An 18,559-nucleotide genomic window follows, 5' to 3' on the forward strand; every position below is an offset into this window, starting at 1 on the left:
TGTCTCACGGGGCCGTTCGCGACTTCAGCGCGGCGGCCAGCGCCGCGCCGATCTCGGCCATCGGTTCGGGTTCGGTCATGCCGTAGTGGCTGCAGGCGACCGGATGGTCGTGCAGGGTGCCGGTGACGTACGGGCGCCAGGCCTCGGCCTTGCCGGAGGTCAGCGACGGGTCGTCCGCGGCGGGCAGGTCCGCGCTCGCGGTGAAGAAGAGCACGTCGCCGTCGAAGACCTCGGGTGCGAAGCCGGGCGCGATCCTCAGGTTGTTGCGCATCACCTCGGCGATCAGCTCGGCCTCCGCCCCGGTCACCGGCGAAGTCCCGCCGTCGTCCCCGGACAGCCGCGCCAGCACCCCGGCCACGGTCGGCGGCGGTCCGTCGCCGGGCTCCAGGCCCGCCACCCGCAGCAGCAGCGCCGCCACCTGGGACTCGATCTGCTCCTGCGTCCAGGGCAGGCCGTACGGCTGCGGCGCGTCCAGCATCGCCAGCAACTCCACCCGCTCGCCCTGCCGTTGCAGGGCGCAGGCGACGGCGTGCGCCACGAAGCCGCCGTAGGACCAGCCGAGCAGCCGGTACGGGCCGTGCGGCTGTCGCTCGCGCAGCAGCGCCACGTACGCGTCGGTCATCGCCGCGGCGTCGGCGGCCGGCGGCCGCTGCCCGTCCAGCCCGAGGGCCTGGATGCCGAAGACCGGCTGGTCGGCACCGAGGTGGGGCAGCAGCCCGGAGTACCGCCAGGACACGCCCGCCCCCGGGTGCACGCAGAACAGCGGGGTCTGCTCGCCCTCGGCGCGCAGCGGCAGCAGCGGTGCGAAGGACTCGGTGCCGCCGCCGCGCCCAGCGGCCGCGATCAGCCGGGCCACGGTCGGGGCCGACAGCAGCGCGGCGGCCGGCACGTCCAGCACCCTGGCCTCGCGGAGCCGGCCCACCAGCAGCACGCCGCGCATCGAGTCGCCGCCCAGGTCGAAGAAGTTGTCGTCCACGCCGATGCCCTCGACCCCCAGCACCGCCTCCCAGACCTCGGTGACGGCCTGTTCCAGCGGGGTGCGCGGCGGCACCTGCTCGGTGGTCAGGTAGGGGCGCGGGGAGCGCGTCGCGGAGCTCTGGGCAGGGCCGTCCGCCGCCCCGGCCGGGCGGGCCCCGGGGGCGTCGATCCAGTACCGCCGGCGGTCGAACGCGTAGCCGGGCAGCGGGACGGTACGCACCTGCCCGTCCGGGTCCGGATCGGGCAGCGCGGCCACCCCGGCGGCCCACAGCCGCCCGAGCGCGGCCGCCAGCACCTGGCCGTCCGGGCTCTGCGCCTTGGCGTGCCGCATCGTGGTCACCCCCACCGGTGCGGCCTGCTCGCCGAGCGTGGCTCGGGCCAGCTTCAGCAGGGTGTCACCGGGGCCGATCTCGACCAGCACCGGGTTGCCGCGCTCCCACAGCGTCCGGATGCCGTCGGCGAACCGCACGGTCTGCCGGGTGTGGGCTACCCAGTGCTCCACCGAGCCGGCCTGCGCGTCGGTGGCCCAGTCGCCGGTGACGTTGGTGACGTACGGGACGCGCGGTGGGCGCAGCCAGGCCGAGCGCAGGTGCCCGGCCAGCTCGCCGAGCACCGGCTCCAGCACGGCGGAGTGCGCCGCAGCCGGCATCCGCAGCCGGCGGAAGGTCACCCCCGCGTGCGCCAGGCGCCCCTCCAGCTCCGCCACCGCGGCCGCCGGGCCGGCGACCGTGCAGGCGGCCGGGCCGTTGACGGCGGCCAACGAGACCCCCTCGGTCAGCAGCGGCCGCAGCTGCCGCTCGCCCAGCGCCACCCCGACCGTGGCACCGCCGCAGGCGGAGATCAGCCGGATTCGCTCCTGGACCAGCGGCAGCATCTCCTCCAGGGTGAACACCCCGGCCAGGCAGGCGGCCGTGTACTCGCCGAGCGAGTGCCCGATCATCGCGGCCGGGCGCACCCCGTGCCCGGCGAGCTCCGCGGCCAGCGCGTACTGGGTGACCACCAGCGCCAGGAACGCCTCGGCGCCCGCCGGGTCCACCCGCTCGAACAGCGCGGTGCGCAGGTCCCCGCCGAGCCCCGGCCGCAGGATGCGGGCGCACTCGTCCACCGCGTCCCGGTACACCCCGCCGGCCCGGTACAGCTCGGCGCCCATGCCCACGTACTGGGTGCCGCCGCCGGGGAACAGGAACGCCACCGGCCGTGGCGCGCCGTCCGCCACCTCCACCGGCTCGGGCAGCGGCGCGCGCAGCGCGGCCACCGCCTCCCGGGCACTGCGCACGGCGACCGCCGAGCGCAGCCGCATGGCCGGCCGGTGCGCGGCCAGCGTGTGGGCGACATCGGCCAGCCGCAGCCCGGGGTCCTCCGCCAGCCGCCGGGCCAGCGCGTCGGCCTGGCCGCGCAGCGCCCCCGGGGTGCGGGCCGACAGCGGCAGCACCCGCCAGCGCTCCCGCTCCGGTGCCCGGGAGTCCGCCGGGACGGGCGGCGCCTCCTCCAGCACGACGTGCGCGTTGGTGCCGCCCACGCCGAAGGCGCTCACAGCGGCGCGGCGCGGATACCGGCCGGACGGCCAGTCCTCCAGCGCCGTCGGGACCCGGAACGGGGTGGCGGCGAAGTCGATCAGCGGGTTGGGCCGCTCGAAGTGCAGGCTGGGCGGGACCTGCCGGTGCTCCAGGGCGAGCACGGCCTTGACGAAACCGGCGATGCCCGCCGCCGCACCCAGGTGCCCGATGTTGGTCTTCACCGAGCCCAGCGCGCAGTAGCCGCGCTCGTCGGTGGTGTGCCGGAACGCCTCGGTGAGCGCCGCGACCTCGATCGGGTCGCCCATCGCGGTCGCGGTGCCGTGCGCCTCGACCAGGCCGATGGTGTCCGCGGTGACTCCGGCCGCCAGCTGCGCGGCCAGCACCGCCTCGGTCTGACCGGCCGGGCTCGGCGCGGTGAAACCGACCTTGCGGCGGCCGTCGTTGTTCACCGCCGAGCCGCGCACCACCGCCCGGATCCGGTCGCCGTCGGCGAGCGCGTCCTCCAGGCGCTTGAGCACCACCACGCCCACCCCGTCCCCGGAGGACGTACCGGCCGCGTCCGCGGCGAAGGCCCGGCAGTACCCGTCCGGCGAGAACGGACCGCCGGGCACCCAGCGGTAGCCCAGCAGCGCCGAGGGGTTGACCGACACCGCCCCGGCGAGGGCGGTGTCGCAGCGGTAGTCGATCAGGTCCTGGCAGGCCTGGTGGACGGCCACCAGGGCCGTGGAGCAGGCGGTCTGCAGGGACAGGCTCGGCCCGGTCAGCCCCAGCTCGTAGGAGACCCGGGTGGCCAGGGTGCCCAGCGAGTTGCTGGTGGCCGCGTGCACCAGGGCGACCGAGCCGGGCCGGCCGGCGTACTGCGGGTGGAGGTGCGCCGGGTAGTAGCGGCTGTCGCCCGCCCCCGCGTACACCCCGACCTGCCGGTCACCGAAGCCGCCGGCGTACCCCGCGTCCTCCACGGCGTGGTAGGCGGTCTCCAGCAGCAGGCGCTGCTGCGGGTCCACCACGGCGGCCTCGGTCGGGCTGTAGCCGAAGAACGCGGCGTCGAACCGGTCGATGCCCTCCAGGACGGAGACCGTGCGGACCAGGTCGGGATCGTCGAGGTCCGCCGGGTCGCCGCCCGCCGCCAGGAACTCCTCCTCGCCGACCTGCCGCATGGCATCCCGGCCGGCGGCCAGGTTGGCCCAGAACTCGGCGACGTCGGCCGCGCCCGGGAACCGGGCGGCCATGCCGATCACCGCGATCAGCGGCGGGTCGTCCCCCTCGGCCGGGTTGTCGGTGGCCAGGTGCTGGTCAGTCATGCTTGTCGCCCTTCTGCTGTGCGGTGGTACGGCGGGCGGCCTGCGCGCCGCGCCGCCGCTGCGCCTGCTGACGGGCCCGCTCCAGGGCCGAGGGGGCGCTCGGGGCCGTCGGCCCGGCGGGCCGGCCGACGGCGGAATCCGGCGTGCCGGCGGCGGTCTCCGGCGGGGCGGCGTCGGCGGTGCGCACGCCGCTCGCGGCGAGGTGCCGGGCCAGGCCGCGCACCGTCGGGTGGCCGAACAGGTCCACCACCGTCAGGTCGGTGCCCAGCGCCTCGTTCACCCTGGCCTGCGCGGCCACCAGCAGCAGCGAACTGCCGCCCAGGTCGAAGAAGTTCTCCTCCCGGCCGATCCGCTCCCGGCCCAGCACCCCGGCCCAGAGCCCGGCGATGGTCTCCTCCAGCCGGGCCTCGGCGTCCGCCGCGCCGCCGTCCGCGGCCCCGGCCGCGCCGGGCTCGGCGGACCCCGCGGCCCGCAGCACCCAGTGCCCCTCGACGGCCAGCGCCCGGGCCGCCTCGCCGGCGCCCGCGCACACCGCCCCCAGGTCGGCGCCGTCGGCCAGCACCACCCGGCCGGCCAGCCGCTGCACCGGCCGGGCCGGGCCGGCCAGGTGCGCGCGCACCCAGGGCGCCGTGCGGTCCGCGCCGATCAGCAGGTGCGGCTCCGCCACCGAGGCCGCCAGGTCGTACGAGCGCAGCGCCGCCACCGGATCGAGGGCGCGGTAGCCGCGGGCCTCGGTCAGCGCCGCCAAACGGTAGCCCTCGCTCATCCCGCGTCCCTGCCAGACGCTCCACGCCTGACTGCGCACCGGGCGTCCCGCGCGCCCGTGGCGCTCGGCGAGCGCGTCCAGGAACGCGCAGCCCGCCGCGTAGGCCGCGTTGAGCGAGCCGCCGAAGAAGCCGTTGACCGAGGAGAAGGCGGTGAAGGAGGCGCCCAGTTCCGCGGCCAGCCGGTGCAGCACCCAGCCGCCCTCGACCTTGGCCGCCAGCGCGGACCGCCAGCGCTCGGGATCCAGCTCGGCGATCGGCGCCTCGTCCCGGTCACCGGCCAGGTGCAGCACGCCGGTCAGCGGCACCGACCAGGCGTCGCGGGCCCGGTCCACCGCGGCCCGCACCTGCACCGGGTCGGTCACATCGACCGCCTCGTAGCGGACCTCGCCCAGCGAGCGCAACCGCCGGTACACCTCGGCCCGGTCGGCGGCCGGGCCGTCGGGCCCGTCGGGCAGGGCGGTGCGGCCGAGCAGCAGCAGCCGGGTGCCGGCCGTGCGCAGCAGGTGGGCGGCCAGCTCCCGGCCCACCCCGCCCAGGCCGCCACTGACCAGGACGAATCCGGGCCCGTCGGCGCCCGGCTCGGCGGCCTGCTCGGCGCCCTGCTCGGCGGTCGGCGGCTGTTCGGGCAGCGGTGCCAGCCGGCGCAGGTGGCGGACCCCCGACCGGCGGGCGACCTCCGGCTCCTCGGGCGGCAGCGCCAGCTCGGTCAGCAGCGCCCCGGCAGCCTCCTCGGCCTCGACGTCCGCCGCCAGGTCGAGATGGACGGCGCCGAGCCAGGGCAGCTCCTCGCGCAGCGTGCGCACCAGCCCGCCGGCGGCCGCGTGCAGGTAACCGCCCCGCTCGGCCGGCAGCACCGGCCGGGAACCGGCGGTGACGAACAGCAGCGGCAGCCGGGCGGTGCCGTGCGGCGCCCCGGCGGCCAGCGCCCGGGCCAGCGCGAGCAGCGACTGTGCGCCGTCGCGCTGCGCCTCGACCAGTTCCGCGACGCTGTCGGGCTCGCGGTCGGCGCCGTCCAGCGCGCCCAGGTGCAGCACGGCGTCCACCGCGCGGCCGTCCTGCGCGAGCCGGTCCAGCAGCCGGGCCAGGTCGCCCTCGTGGTCCGGCCGCACCCGGTAGCGGGCCGCGTCGGCGCGCTCGAAACCGGGGCCCGCCGTCGCCACGGTGCAGCGGCCGCCCGCCGCCCGCAGCCCGGCGGCCACCCGCTCCGCCACGGCGGCGGCCCGCTCGCCGCGACCGGCCAGCACCAGGGTGTGCCCCGGGGTGCCGCCCGGCGCGCGGTGCGGCCGGGCGGGCTGCCACACCGGCCGCAGGAACCAGTCCGGGACGGTGGCGGCGGTGCCCAGCAGCTCCTCCGCCCGCCGCAGCACCTCGTCGAACTCCCCGGCCTCGAAGCGCTTGCGCAGCTGGGTGCGCTGGATCTTGCCGATCTCGGTCTTGGGGATCGCGGCCGCCGGGACCGGCAGCAGATGGGCCGGGCTCACCCCGATCTCCCGGGTCACCTTGCCGCGGATCTCGCGCAGCGCCGCAGCGGCGTCCACCCCGTCGGCCAGGTGCACGAACAGCGCCAGCTCGTCGGTGCCCGCCGACGGATCGGGGCGCACGGCCACCGCGGCGGTGAAGCTGCGCACCACGGTGGACAGTTCCTCGACGCAGGCCTCGACCTCGTGGCTGTAGTGGTTGACGCCGTTGACGATGATGACGTCCTTGGCACGGCCGGTGATGTACAGCTCACCGGCGCGCAGGAACGCCAGGTCGCCGGTCTCGAACCAGCCGTCCGGGGTGAACGACTCGGCGTTGGCCACCGCGTTGTCGTGGTAGCCCGAGGTCACCGAGGTGCCCCGGACCTGGAACCGGCCGACCTCGCCCTCGCGCAGCACCCGGTCCTCGCCGTCCACGATCCGCATCGCGAAGCCCGGGTACGGCAGGCCGCAGCTGACGAAGGACTCGTCCGCCCCGGTCGGCTCGCCCGGCAGGCTGACGTCGGTGACCACCGAACAGGTCTCCGACATGCCCCAGCCCGGGTGCATGACGTCCTGCGGCAGGCCGAACGGGCGCAGCACGTGCAGGAAGCTGCGGGCGGTGGCGGCCACCACGACCTCGCCCGCGTTCATCACCAGCCGCATCGGCGACAGGTCCCAGCGGCGGCCCGCCATCCGCTCGGCGTGCTCGGCCACCAGGCCGAAGGCGAAGTTGGGCGCCCAGGTGACGCTCACCCGGTGGCGGTCGGCCAGGTCGAGCCAGCGCAGCGGATCCTGGAGCAGCCAGCCGGTCGGCGCGTGGACCTGACGACAGGTCAGGTAGACGTCGCGCAGGTGGAACATCACCACGCCGGTCACGTGGTCCAGCGGAATCCAGTTGAGCGAGACGTCGGCGGCCGACAGGTCGTTGGTGAGCGCGGCGGCCGCCGAGCGGGTGAGCACGTTGCGGTGGGTCAGCCGCACCGCCTTCGGCAGGCCGGTGCTGCCCGAGGTCATCAGCATCAGCAGCAGGTCGTCCGGCCGCGCCCGGTACCAGTCCAGGTCCTCCGGGCCCTGGCGCAGCGCGTCCACCGTGGCCAGCCGCAGCTCCGGCCAGCCGCGCCGCTCCGCCAGGCCGCGCAGCCCCGGCTCGCCGGCCGTGGTGGTGACCACCGGCGGCATGCCCAGCATCCGCCAGATGCCCTCCAGCTTGGTCAGTGCCGCCGACGCGGCCTCGTAGGAGGCGGGCACGGTCAGCGGGACGGCCGTGATGCCGCCCAGGATGCAGCCCCACAGCGCGGCCAGGTAGTCCTCGGTGTCCTCGCACTGCAGGATCACCCGGTCGCCGGGGCGCAGCCCGAGGGCCCGCAGCCCGCCCAGCACCCGGGACGCCTCCGGGACCAGCGAGGCGTAGCTGCGCCGGGTCTCCGAGCCGTCCGCGCGGACGTGCACCACCTCCGCGTGCTCCCCGGCCGCGGCGGCGCGGCGCAGCGCCTCGGCCCAGCTGCCCACCGAGGGCTCCGGCAGTTCGGGGCCGGTGCTCACCGCGAGCGGTGCCTCCGTGCCGGCTGCTGCCCCGGCCGACTGCTGCGCCACCGGGCGCCGCCGGGCGGCGGCCGGTCGCCGGGTGCCCAACTCCTCGGGCGCGTCCTCCAGTTCGACGGTGGCCGCGCGGACGCCGGGCAGCGCGGCCAGCGCGCGCTGCCACTGCTCGGCGCTCACCCGGTCGAGCGGCGGAAGGCTCAGCAGCGCGGCGGTGTCCAGCGCGCCGTCGGCGTCGTACGGCAGGGTGCCGACGGCGGTCACCCGGGCGTCGGTGCCGAGCGCCCGCGCGGCCTGCTCGGCGGCCCCCAGGCGGGCGGGCACCGCGAACAGCCGTGGCGGACCGTCCCCTTCGGCGACGGCGGCCGCCGCGTGCAGCCCGCCCGCGGCCAGTGCGGAGCGCTCCAGCGCCGCCGGGTCGGTGCCGGGCCCGGCCGGATCGGCCTCGCCGTGCGGCGGCCTGGGGGCGGGCAGCGCACCCAGTCGCTGTGCCGGGTCGGCGGCGACCGAGGCCAGCAGCCCGTGCAGTGCCTGCGTCAGGGACTGGGCCGTGGCCTCGTCGAACAGCCCGGTGGCGTATTCCAGATGGCAGTCCAGGCCGGCCGGGGCGCCCTGCTCGTCCAAGCGCTCCACCACGTCGAGGAACAGGTCGAACTTGGCGGTGCCGGTCGCGGTGGGCCGCAGCGGCGCGGTGGTCGGGCCCAGCCGCAGCACGGCCTCGCCCGCGTTCTGCAGCGCCAGCATCACCTGGAACAGCGGGTGCCGGGCCGGGTGCCGGGGCGGGTTGAGGGCCTCCACCAGCAGCGGGAACGGGAGGTCTTGGTGGTCGTAGGCGGCCAGGTCGAGGGCCCGTACCCGGGCCAGCAGGGTGCGGAAGTCCGGGTCGCCGGAGGTGTCGGTGGGCAGCACCAGGGTGTTGGTCAGCAGGCCGACCAGGTCGTCCAGCGCCGGGTCGGTGCGGCCGGCGACGGGCGTGCCGATCGCGATCACCGGGCCGGCGCCCCAGCGGGCGAGGAGCGCGCCCAGCGCGGCCTGCAGCACCATGAACAGGCTGGCCTCGCCGTCCTCGGCGAGCCGCAGCAGCGCCCGGTGCAGATCGGCGTCCACGGTCAGCGTGCGGGCCGCGCCACGGTCGCCGGGCCGCTCGCCCCGGGGCCGGTCCGCGGGCAGCCCCGCGTCCTCCGGCAGGTCGGCCAGCGTCCGGCGCCAGAACGCCAGTTGCTGCTCCAGCAGGTCCGTCCCGTCCGGCGGCGGGGCGAGCAGGCGACGCTGCCACAGCGCCCAGTCGGCGTACTGCACCGGCAGCGGGCGCCACTCGGGGCCCCGGCCCGCGACCCGGGCCGCGTAGGCCGTGGACAGGTCGTCGGCCAGCGGGCGCAGCGACCATCCGTCACCGGCGCTGTGGTGCAGATTCAGGACCAGAACGCGGTCCTGGCCGGTGCCCAGCAGCCAGGCGCGCAGCGGCAGTTCGCCCGCCAGGTCGAAGCGGTGGCGCAGCGTGGCGGCGAGCTGCGCGGCGACCTCCTCGGCCGGGCAGTCGACCTCGGTCAGCTGGGGGGCGCGCTCCCCGGCGGGCAGCACCAGCTGCCGGGGCCGGCCCTCCGTCTCCACCAGCAGGGTGCGCAGGCTCTCGTGCCGGTCGGCCAGGTCGGCCAGCGCCGCACGCAGCGCCTCGACCTCCGGCTCGGCGGCCAGCGGTACCACCAGGGGGATGTTGTAGGTCGCGCCGGAAGCGTCGATCCGGTGGAGGAACCACATGCTCTCCTGCCCGTGGGAGAGCGGCAGCGGCTCGGGGCGCGCGGCGGGCGCGAGCGGCGGCCGGGTGGGCGACTTGGGGGCGTCGGGCGTCAGCCGCCCGGCCACCCCGGCGGGCGTCGGGGCGTCGAACATCGCCGCCACCGCCACCTGTTGACCGGTCTCCAGGCGCAGCCGGGAGAGCAGCCGGGTGGCGCTCAGCGAGTGGCCGCCCAAGGCGAAGAAGCTGTCGTCGCGGCCGACGCTGCCCCCGGGCAGGCCCAGCACCTCCTCGAACAGCCGGCAGACCAGGGCCTGTTCGGCGGTGTCCGGGGCCCGGCCGCCGGCGGCGGCGGCGAAGTCCGGAGCGGGCAGCGCGGCCGCGTCCAGCTTGCCGTTGCCGGTCAGCGGCAGCGCCTCCAGCAGCACGCAGGCGGCCGGGACCAGGTGGTCGGGCAGCAGGGCGGAAAGGTGGGCCCGCAGCTCGGCCGGGTCGGGCCGCTCGCCGGGCGCCGGCACCGCGTACGCCACCAGCGCCCGGTCGCCGCCCAGTTCGCGGGCCACCACGGCGGCCTGGGCCACCGCGGGGTGAGTGACCAGGGCGGCCTCGATCTCGCCGGGCTCGATCCGGAAGCCCCGGATCTTGACCTGCTGGTCGGCCCGGCCCCGGTACTCCAGGGTGCCGTCCTCGGCGCGCCGGGCGAGGTCGCCGGTGCGGTACATCCGGGAGCCGGGCGCGCCGAACGGGTCGGCGACGAAGCGCTGCGCGGTCAGTTCCGGCCGGTCCAGGTAGCCGAGCGCCAGGCCGGGCCCGGCGACGTACATCTCGCCCACCGTGCCGGGCGGCACCGGCTGCAGGCAGTGGTCCAGCACGTACACCCGCAGGTCGGCGAGGGGAACGCCGATGGTGCCCCGCGAACGGGTCTCCTCGATCGACTCCCGGGTCACCCGGTGGTGGGTGACGTGCACGGTGGTCTCGGTGATGCCGTACATGTTGACGAGTTCCGGGTGCCGGTCCCCGTGCCGGTCCAGCCAGGGGCGCAGGTGCGCGGCCTCCAGCGCCTCGCCGCCGAAGACGACGTAGCGCAGGGCCAGCGGCGCGGCACCGGCGGGCGCCTCCTGGTCGGCCCGCACCAGCTGGTGGAAGGCCGAGGGGGTCTGGTTGAGCACGGTGACGCGCTCGCGCCGCAGCAGCTCCAGGAAGTCCCCCGGCGCACGGGAGACCTCGTACGGGACGACCACCAGGCGGCCGCCGTGCAGCAGCGCGCCCCACAGCTCCCAGACGGAGAAGTCGAAGGCGTAGGAGTGGAAGAGCGTCCACACGTCCTCGGGGCCGAACGTGAAGTGCTCGGCGGCGGCGGCGAACAGCCGCAGCACGTTGCTGTGCGGGATCGGCACGCCCTTGGGCCGGCCGGTCGAGCCCGAGGTGTGGATGACGTACGCGACGGTGTCCGGGGTGAGCGGCGCGGTCCGGTCGGCGTCCGTGAGGTCGGCGGGGGAGAGCGCGGCGATGTCCCGCTCGTCCTGCGGCGAGCCGAGCACCACGGGCATCGGGCCGTCCGTGGGCAGCTTCCCGGCGCTTCCGGTGTCGGTGACGGTGAGCAGCGGCGCGGCGTCCTCGGTCACCAGGCGCAGTCGCTCGGCGGGCTGGGCCGGATCCAGCGGCAGGTATCCGGCGCCGGTCTTGAGCACGGCGAGGACGGCGGTGACCAGCTCGGCGGTGCGCGGCAGGGCCAGTGCCACCAGACGGCCGGGGCCGGCGCCGCGCGACGCCAGCAGGCGGGCGAGCCGGTTGGCCCGGTCGTTGAGCCGGGCGTAGGTCAGGGTGCCGTGCTCGTCGGTGACGGCCGGCGCCTGCGGGGTGCGGGCCGCCTGCTCCTCGAACCGGGCCGCGAGGGTGCCACGGGCCGCCTCGGTGAGGCCGGCGGGCAGCGGCGGTGCCGGGGTGAGCTCGGGCAGCTGCTCGTGCTCGTGCGGCAGCAGCAGCGAGGTGCGGCCGAGCGGCAGGCCGGGCTCGGCGGTGGCCAGTTGGTCGAGCAGGTGCACGAAGCGCTGCTGGTGTGCGGTCAGTTCCCGGTCGGTGTACGCCGCGGGGTTCGCGTCGAAGGCCAGCCACAGCCCGGGACCGTCCTCGGCGGGCCGGACGTTGATCTGCAGGTCCTCGACGGCGCCGCCGGTGAGGTGGTGCGAGGTGGCCGGGTGCCCGGCGAAGCGCAGGTCCTCGCTGAACGGGATCAGGTTGACCACCGGCCCGTACAGCGCTCGCCCTCCGTCGAGCAGGCCCAGGTCACGGCGCAGGTACTCGCCTCGGTACTCCTGGTGGCGCCGCAGGGCGGCCAGCTCGGCGGCGACCTGGCGCACCAGCTCGCCCACGGTGGTGCCCGGGCTCACCGCGACCCGGAGCGGCAGGATGTCGGAGGTGGTGCCGGGCGTGCGCAGCGCGGCCGAACCCGGACGGCTCATCGTGGCCAGCCCGAGCACCAGGTCCTCCGCGCCGGTCACCCGGTGCAGGTAGGCGGCCACGGCGGCCACCAGCAGGTCGGTGCGGGAGGCGCCGAGGCGGCCGGCGGCCGCCGCCAGGCCCGCGGCGTCGGGCAGCACGGTGGCCCGGCGGCGGAACGGATAGACCGGCGGCGCGGTGCGCGCGCTCAGTCGCACCGGCGCGGGCGCGCCGGCCAGGCGCTCGGTCCAGTACGCGCGGTGCCGGGCGAAGCGCTCCGAGGAACGGTACGCGGCGTCGGCCTCCAGCAGCGGGCCGATCGGGCCGAACGGATCCGGCGGGACCTCGCTGCCCGCGGCCAGCGCGCTGTACGTCTCGGCCAGTCGGCGGGCCACCAGCTTGTAGCTGTAGCCGTCCAGCAGGATGTGGTGGGCGCGCAGGGACCACGCGTAGTGGTCGGGGCCGAGTGTGAACAGCGCGTGGGTGAACAGCGGGCCGCTCTCCAGGTCCACGGCGGTGGCCAGGTCGGCGCGTATCCAGGCCTCGGCCGCGCCCCGGGGGTCGGGCTCCGCGCTCAGGTCGATCCGGTGCAGCGGCCAGTGGGCCGGCTCGGCGGGCAGCGCGCAGCACGGTCCGTCCGGGGTGTCGCAGAAGCGCAGCGCGAAGGTCTGGGCCTCCGCCACCGTGCGCCGCAGGGCGGTCTCGAAGAGCGCCGGGTCGATCCGGCCGTGTATCTCGACGTACTCGCCGGTGTTGTAGGCGCCATTGGCGGGATCGAGCCGCTGGGCGAACCAGATTCCTTCCTGGGCGCCCGACACCGGCCGGAGTTCTTCCTCATGGACTGACATGGCACCAACCTTCAGCGCGGAGCGGAATACCGCAGGAGGGACCGGCCCGTGCGGGAGCGCGGGTCGGGGTGTGCGAGAAATGGTGTCGGCGCACCCGAGGAAATCTCGGATGAAAGCTCAGGGAAAGAGCAGGTAAATTCGGGCTCGACGGAGCCCGGAACGGAGAGGCGTCGCACCGGTGATTGCATTGGCGACGGTGATCACTCCGGGCTCATTATCAGGAGCCGTACTTGTTGGGTCAAGGTCAACTTTGGTGGGTTCGGCCGGGACAAAAGCGGACAACTGGTGCGTTCGGCCAGCTCGGAACGGGATCCGCCGGTTCCCCTGGCGGTGCGGATTTGGCCGAGAACCTGCCGGAAATCGCGATTCGGCCATGTCTGAGTGGCGAGCTTGGCGCAAACGTGCCCAGGTGAAAAGCTGGGCGCGCGGACCCATTCGGCGGGTCCGCCGCAGCAGCTGCGGGGGATGCGAATTGCGCTGCGGAAATCCGGATTCGGCCGGGCCTGACCAGGTGGCCGTCCGCAGCGCCGAACAGTGCGCCGTACCACAGCTCGAAAGGCTCATCATGCAGCGCTTGCTTTGCCCCGTGGAAACGCTTTACGTCGGCCAGCGGAGTCGGGCCGTCATTTCCTGCGCGGTGTCGGGCGGGGTCGACCCGCAGGTGCTCACCGCGGCCTTCGCGGACCTGACCGCCAAGCACCCACCGCTGCGCTGCCGCATCGCGCGGGAGGACGCCGGATTCGTCCTCCAGGAGCTCGACACCCCGCCGCGTCTGGTGGTGCGGGAGGGAGCCGAGGACGGCTACGCCGCCGAACTCAACGCCCCGCTGCCGGTGGGCGGCCCGCTGGTCCGCGCCACCCTCCTGCGCGGCACCGGCACCGACACCGTGGTGCTGGCCATCGACCACGCCATCGTCGACGGCCACAGTGCCATCGCCCTGCACCACGCACTCTGGGAGCGCTACGGACAGCTGCTCGCCGCACCCGGCACGGCCCCGGAGCCCTGGTGCACCGACTGGCCCGCGCCGCTGACCGAGCTGCTGCCGCCCTGCCCCGAGGAGGATGTCGCCCAGTACTTCGAGCGCCGCGTCGCCGCTGTCCGGACCCACCCGGTCGAACTGGTGTCCTATGACGCCGTGGGTGGGGCCGAGGACGGCCGGATCGAGGTCGCCCGACTGCGGCTGAGTACCGAACAGACCGCCCAACTGCGCCACGCGGCAGCCGCGTTCGGCGTCTCGGTGCAGGGGCTGGTGGCCGGCGCCCTGCTGGCCGCCGCCCGGCGGCGGCTGCCCGGCGAGGGCCCGCGGACGCTCGGCTGCCTGTCGCCCGTGGACCTGCGCTCCCGGGTGACGCCCCCGGTGCCACGCGAGCTGATGATCGCCGCCGTCACCTCCCACGTCCAGGCGCTCGACGTCGCCCCCGACAGCGATCCGGTGGAGCTCGCCCGCACGGTGACCGGCGGACTGCGCCGATCCCTGGAGGCCGGCGAGCCGCTGCTCGAGGTACGCATCATGCCCCGGGTGCCGGAGTTCCCGCCGCTGATGGCCGGCACGGTGATCGTCACCAACATGGGAGCCGTCGCGGCCCCACCGATGCCCGAGGGGCTGGAACTGCTCGACGTGCGGTTGGTGCCGGCGCGGGAGCAGTACTTCCCGCAGGCCGGACGCAGCCCGCTGATGGCCTGCGTGACCACCTTCGACGGGCGCCTCGCGATGGAATTCCCGTACTGGACCGAGTGCTTCGGCGGCCCCTTCATGACAGCCCTCCGGGACGAGGTGCAGTCCGCGCTCCTGGACCTCGCCGCGCTCGGCGGACCGACAGGGAGCGCCGCGTGCTGACGGCCCTCGACGCGAGCCCGGCCCTGGACACCAGCCCGGCCCTCGACGCGAGCCCGGCCCTTGACGCGAGCCCGGCCCTCGACGCGAGCCCGGCCGCGACCGCGGCGCGGCTGCTCGTACGGGCGCAGGCCGGCGACCGCCGGGCGCTCAACGACCTGCTGGCCCACATCGCGCCCTACGTCTCCCGGGTGTGCACGCCGATCGCCAGGCGGTACGGCCCGGACGCCACCCAGGAGGCCCTGCTCGCGGTCTACCGAGGTGTGCACGGCCTGCGGGACGCCGGGGCGTTCTACGGCTGGGTGCGCGCCATCGCCGTCCGGGAGGCCGTCCGCGCCGCCCGGCTCTCGGCGACCTCCGCCACGGACGCGCTCCCCGAGGTCACCCAGACCGCCGACCCACTGGACGTGGTGCACATCGACGACATCCTGGAGCGCCTCTCCCATCAGCATCAACAGGTGCTCTCGCTCAGGGTGTTGGGCCTGAGCGAGGAGGAGATCGCGCGCACCCTGCAGCTCCCGGTCGGCACCGTCCGCTCCCGCCTGCACCGGGCCCGCTGCCGCTTCCGCCAGCACTGGAACGCCACGCCGGTCTGCTGACCCGCCCGCCTGTCGGGCCGCCGGATCGGAACCCGTGGTCGTAGTGCGCCGGATCAGAACCCGTGGTCGTAGTGCGCGGTCACCGGCGCGTGGTCGGACCAGCGCTCCTCATGGGTGGCGGCACGCTCGACGAAGGCGTCGGTGCAGCGGGCGGCCAGGCCCGGGGAGGCCGTCTGGTAGTCGATCCTCCAGCGGAACGACGCGTTTTCTGAAAGGGTCCACCCGTTCGAGTGTGGGTGGTTCGGATGCGTCTGCTGGCCTGGGCGGGAGGGGGCTACCCGTGGGCAGTACGACGACTTTGGCGCCGGTTCGGGCGGTGGTTGGTTCGCGTGTCTCGGACACGCACGGGCAGGACGGGAGATCGTCGGGTCGTTCGAGGATCTGGACCTGTCGGCGGAGGTCACGCCGTGGAAGCGCCCGGACTTGGGGCCGTGGCTGACCGATCGGCAGGGCGAGTGGGACGCGTTGGTGTGGGCGAAGGTGGACCGGGCGTTCCGGTCGGCGAAGGACTGCGCGGACGTGGCGCACTGGGCGGAGGAGAACCACAAGGTCCTCGTCTTCACCGACGACGGGATCACCCTGGACTACCGCAAGGGGAGGGAGTCGTCGTTCGGGAACGAGCTGGCCAAGGTTTTCCTGATGCTGGCCTCGATCTTCGCGGAGATGGAGCTGAAGCGGATCAAGGCCCGCGTCGCCGGTGCGCACCGGCATCTGCGGAAGACGGACCGTTGGGCGGGCGGGCAGCCGCCGTACGGGTACCGGATCGTGGATCGGCCCGGCGGCGGGCGGACGCTGGAGCCGGACCCGGTCACGTCCGAGGCGGTCCGTTACATGGGCAAGCTGCTCCTGCAGGGGCAGAGCCAGTGGATGATCGCCACGGCCCTGGAGACCGCCCGCTTCGACACCCCCGCCACCCGGGTCGGTGTACCAGCCGATGACCAGGTGGCACAGGGTGCACTCAGCGGCGGCCGGCAAGCTTCGGTGAATCCGGTTAGTGCTTGAAAGCGTCCTTGATCTTCTGGCCTGCCTGCGCCGTATCTCCCTTGACCTGCTCGGCCTTTCCCTTGGCCACGAGGCTCTCGTTTCCGACGGCCTTGCCGGTTCCTTCCTTGACCTTTCCTTCAGCCGTTTTAGCGGCGTGCTTGATCTTCTTCTTGGCGCTCATGAGATTCCTCCACTACCCATTCTGCAAGCCGCTTTCGTGTCCCCATGCACGATGTGGCAACGGGCCGGAATGGATCGGAAAAGCTCTCGTCCCCGAACGCGATCCTTATCTGCGGGTCCTCCCGACCACGAACGCGGGGGCGAGAAACGGCGGCTCACGGTTCGTCTCGTTCGCCCTCCTCGAAGGGCTCCTCCTCGAATTCGAGGTCCCGACCCGCGTAACCCCTCTCCTCTTCATCGTCCTCAGGGTTTCCTCTTCGTACTCATCTTCCCCTTCCTCTCCGTCGTACTCCTCCTCGGGCTGGTCGTCCAGGTCCGCTTCCTCGTCTTCCATGGCTTCCTCATGACTGCGGACGACCTCGCCGTCGCGGATCTCACCGTGCCATCCCGCCGCCTCGTCGTTGCTGAGGGAGACCTGCCGCTGAAAGTTCTTGAAGTCAAGCCGCAGCCGGCGTCCCTGTGCGCGCCAGATGTTCCCGGCCTTCTCGAAGAACCCCGAGGGGGTAGTACTCGACAACCAGGACGACGCGGGTCAGTGTCGGTGTGAGCTCGTGGAAGCTCACGACCCCGCGGGTGCTGCCCTTGGCGCCCTCCGAGTCCGGAGAGGAACATGGCTGGCCGCAGGCAAGGACGAGGACCCCCGACAGCCCACCGAGGACGGGTGGCAGGCCGACGTGGAGGTGGTCGAACTGGAACGCATCCCGGAAACGACCAGTGTGATGGCCAGCTACCGGGTGACGTTCGACGAGGAAGGCGAGCTCATCGCGTACGAGCGGCACCGCCGCTGCACCCGTGGACAGATCGACCGGCCGACGTGAGAACCCGGCGCTGGATGGCTTGACATCGGCTCCGGCCGCGGCGAAGGGCCGGCGAAGGGAGGCACCGTGAGTGTGGTGCCGCTAGGCGCGAGCAGCGTGTCCAGGACCGGCAACACCGGAAACCTCTACGACATCATCGAACTGATCCGGTCTCGGCGGCCATCGACGCCCGCGACCAGTGGGTGGCGTCCTTCGGGGTGCGTTCCAGGGTGGCGACGACGAGTTCCTCGATCCGCTCGTCGCTGATCTTCCGTGGAGCGCCGGGGCGTTGCTCGTCCGCGAGCCCCTCCAACCGACGCTCCAGGAAACGTCGCCGCCACTTGCCGACCGTCTGCGGCCAGATGCCGAACTCGGCGGCGACCTGCTGGTTCGTCTTTCCGTCCGCACAGCCGAGCACGATCCGGCACCGCTGGGCCAGAGCCTGCGAGGACTTCGCCCGCCTCGACCAGCGAAGCAGCGTCTCGGTGGGTGACCGGTTCTCGGACCGGATCGCGTTGGGGGTGCTGACGCGCGCGTTCCCGCCGGAGTTGATCGATGAGGTGGTCGCCGAGTGCGGCCGGACCGGGCAGCGGCACCGGCTGCTGCCTGCGCGGGTGGTGGTCTACTTCGTGCTGGCGATGTGTCTGTTCTTCGGGCAGGGCTACGAGGAGGTGGCCCGGCTCCTGGTTCAGGGTCTGGAGCACGAGGGGCGGCGATGCGCGCTGGGATCTGGCGTCGCCGCAGGTAGGCGCGGATGAATCGGTGATCGTAGGCTTTGTCGCCGTGGAGCTTGCCGGGCCTGCGTCGCCTGGGGCCGCGGCGCGATCGGATGGGCGGGATGGCATCGGTCAGTGGGATCAGGGCCTGGCTGTCATGGACGTTGGCGCCGGAGATCGCGAGCGACAGGGGTAAACCGGTACGTTCCGTGAGCAGGTGGATCTTCGACCCGTACTTGCCGCGATCGACAGGATTCGGACCTGTCAGGTCCCCCTTTTCAGGGCCCGCATGTTCACGGAGTCGACCGCGCAGCGGGACCAGTCCAGTTCGCCCCTCGCGCCGAGTTCGTTCAGGACGACCCGGTGCAGCTTGGCCCACACCCTGGCCCCGCTCCACTCGGTGAACCGCCGAGGGGCAGTCGGCCCGGACGGACCGAAGCAGGGCGGCAGTTGAGCCCACGTGCATCCGGAGGTCGCCACGAAGACGATCGCCGCCAGCACCTCACGGTCCCCGTAACGGCGCCGACCACCGCCCTGCGGCCGGGTCGGCGCCGCCGGCACCACCAACTGGAACAGCTCCCACAACTCGTCCGGCACCAGACGCTCCACGATCAGTACGCCCAGAGTCCAGCTATCCAAATGAGATGACTTCTTAGGGCGTCCGCCAGTAGGTCATCGGATGCGTGGGCTTCGAGGGCGGGTGTTCCAGCGGTAGAGGGTCCAGGCGTGTCGGATCAGGCAGCGGACCGTGATGATGGTGGCGGCCAGGGCGAGGAAGAACTCGACGGCCGTTCTCCGGCGTTCGGTGCAGCGCCGGAGCTTGCCAAAGTTGTTCATCCAGGAGTTCGTGCGCTCGACGACCCAC

The 18,559-nt window shown here is 74.4% G+C and carries 8 protein-coding genes and 5 pseudogenes; 5 read left to right on the top strand and 8 right to left on the bottom strand.

From position 1 onward, the window contains the following. Nucleotides 1–4: 4 nt before the first annotated feature. Nucleotides 5–3,796 (bottom strand): type I polyketide synthase, encoded by a 3,792-nt coding sequence (locus ACZ6R9_RS32580; protein WP_465542297.1) that lies wholly within the window; start codon nt 3,794–3,796, stop codon nt 5–7. After that, nucleotides 3,789–12,584 (bottom strand): amino acid adenylation domain-containing protein, encoded by an 8,796-nt coding sequence (locus ACZ6R9_RS32585; protein WP_465542299.1) that lies wholly within the window; start codon nt 12,582–12,584, stop codon nt 3,789–3,791. The genes ACZ6R9_RS32580 and ACZ6R9_RS32585 overlap by 8 nt, the downstream gene beginning before the upstream one ends. A gap of 586 nt (nt 12,585–13,170) precedes the next feature. Between ACZ6R9_RS32585 and ACZ6R9_RS32590 the strand changes: the two genes are divergently transcribed. After that, entirely contained in the window at nt 13,171–14,421 is a 1,251-nt protein-coding gene (locus ACZ6R9_RS32590) for a phthiocerol/phthiodiolone dimycocerosyl transferase family protein (protein WP_465542301.1), read from the top strand. A 110-nt stretch (nt 14,422–14,531) separates the two neighbouring features. After that, nucleotides 14,532–15,017 (top strand): RNA polymerase sigma factor, encoded by a 486-nt coding sequence (locus tag ACZ6R9_RS32595; protein ID WP_465542306.1) that lies wholly within the window; start codon nt 14,532–14,534, stop codon nt 15,015–15,017. A gap of 53 nt (nt 15,018–15,070) precedes the next feature. On the opposite strand, the pseudogene ACZ6R9_RS32600 reads toward ACZ6R9_RS32595, so the two are convergent. Beyond that, nucleotides 15,071–15,211 (bottom strand): annotated as a pseudogene (locus ACZ6R9_RS32600) (exodeoxyribonuclease III); the annotation flags it as partial. 166 nt (nt 15,212–15,377) lie between these two features. Here ACZ6R9_RS32600 and ACZ6R9_RS32605 point away from each other — a divergent pair. Continuing rightward, nucleotides 15,378–16,019, top strand: coding sequence for a recombinase family protein (locus ACZ6R9_RS32605; RefSeq protein WP_465542308.1), 642 nt, complete (start codon nt 15,378–15,380; stop codon nt 16,017–16,019). On the opposite strand, the gene ACZ6R9_RS32610 is transcribed toward ACZ6R9_RS32605, so the two are convergent. Both ACZ6R9_RS32610 and ACZ6R9_RS32615 read right to left on the bottom strand, forming a co-directional pair. Further along, nucleotides 16,009–16,182 carry a CsbD family protein gene (locus ACZ6R9_RS32610; protein WP_380478943.1) on the bottom strand — a complete coding sequence of 58 codons (174 nt, stop codon included), beginning with the start codon at nt 16,180–16,182 and terminating at the stop codon, nt 16,009–16,011. The genes ACZ6R9_RS32605 and ACZ6R9_RS32610 overlap by 11 nt on opposite strands. A gap of 154 nt (nt 16,183–16,336) precedes the next feature. Then, nucleotides 16,337–16,777 (bottom strand): annotated as a pseudogene (locus tag ACZ6R9_RS32615) (SRPBCC family protein); the annotation flags it as partial. Nucleotides 16,778–16,795: 18 nt separating this feature from the next. On the opposite strand from ACZ6R9_RS32615, the gene gvpO reads away from it, so the two are divergent. Beyond that, nucleotides 16,796–16,999: a gas vesicle protein GvpO gene (gene gvpO, locus ACZ6R9_RS32620; protein ID WP_465542310.1), complete on the top strand. Its 204-nt coding sequence runs from the start codon at nt 16,796–16,798 to the stop codon at nt 16,997–16,999. 133 nt (nt 17,000–17,132) lie between these two features. Here gvpO and ACZ6R9_RS32625 read toward each other — a convergent pair whose 3' ends face one another. Next, entirely contained in the window at nt 17,133–17,531 is a 399-nt protein-coding gene (locus tag ACZ6R9_RS32625; protein WP_465542312.1) for a helix-turn-helix domain-containing protein, read from the bottom strand. Between ACZ6R9_RS32625 and ACZ6R9_RS32630 the strand changes: the two are divergent. Then, nucleotides 17,464–17,688: pseudogene (locus tag ACZ6R9_RS32630) on the top strand (transposase domain-containing protein); the annotation flags it as partial. The gene ACZ6R9_RS32625 and the pseudogene ACZ6R9_RS32630 overlap by 68 nt on opposite strands. A 1-nt stretch (nt 17,689) precedes the next feature. Here the strand turns inward: ACZ6R9_RS32630 and ACZ6R9_RS32635 are convergent. Both ACZ6R9_RS32635 and ACZ6R9_RS32640 read right to left on the bottom strand, forming a co-directional pair. After that, nucleotides 17,690–18,318, bottom strand: a pseudogene (locus ACZ6R9_RS32635) (IS5 family transposase); the annotation flags it as partial. A 48-nt stretch (nt 18,319–18,366) separates the two neighbouring features. After that, nucleotides 18,367–18,559 (bottom strand): annotated as a pseudogene (locus tag ACZ6R9_RS32640) (IS5/IS1182 family transposase); the annotation flags it as partial.

This window comes from Kitasatospora sp. NPDC048662, assembly GCF_055587065.1.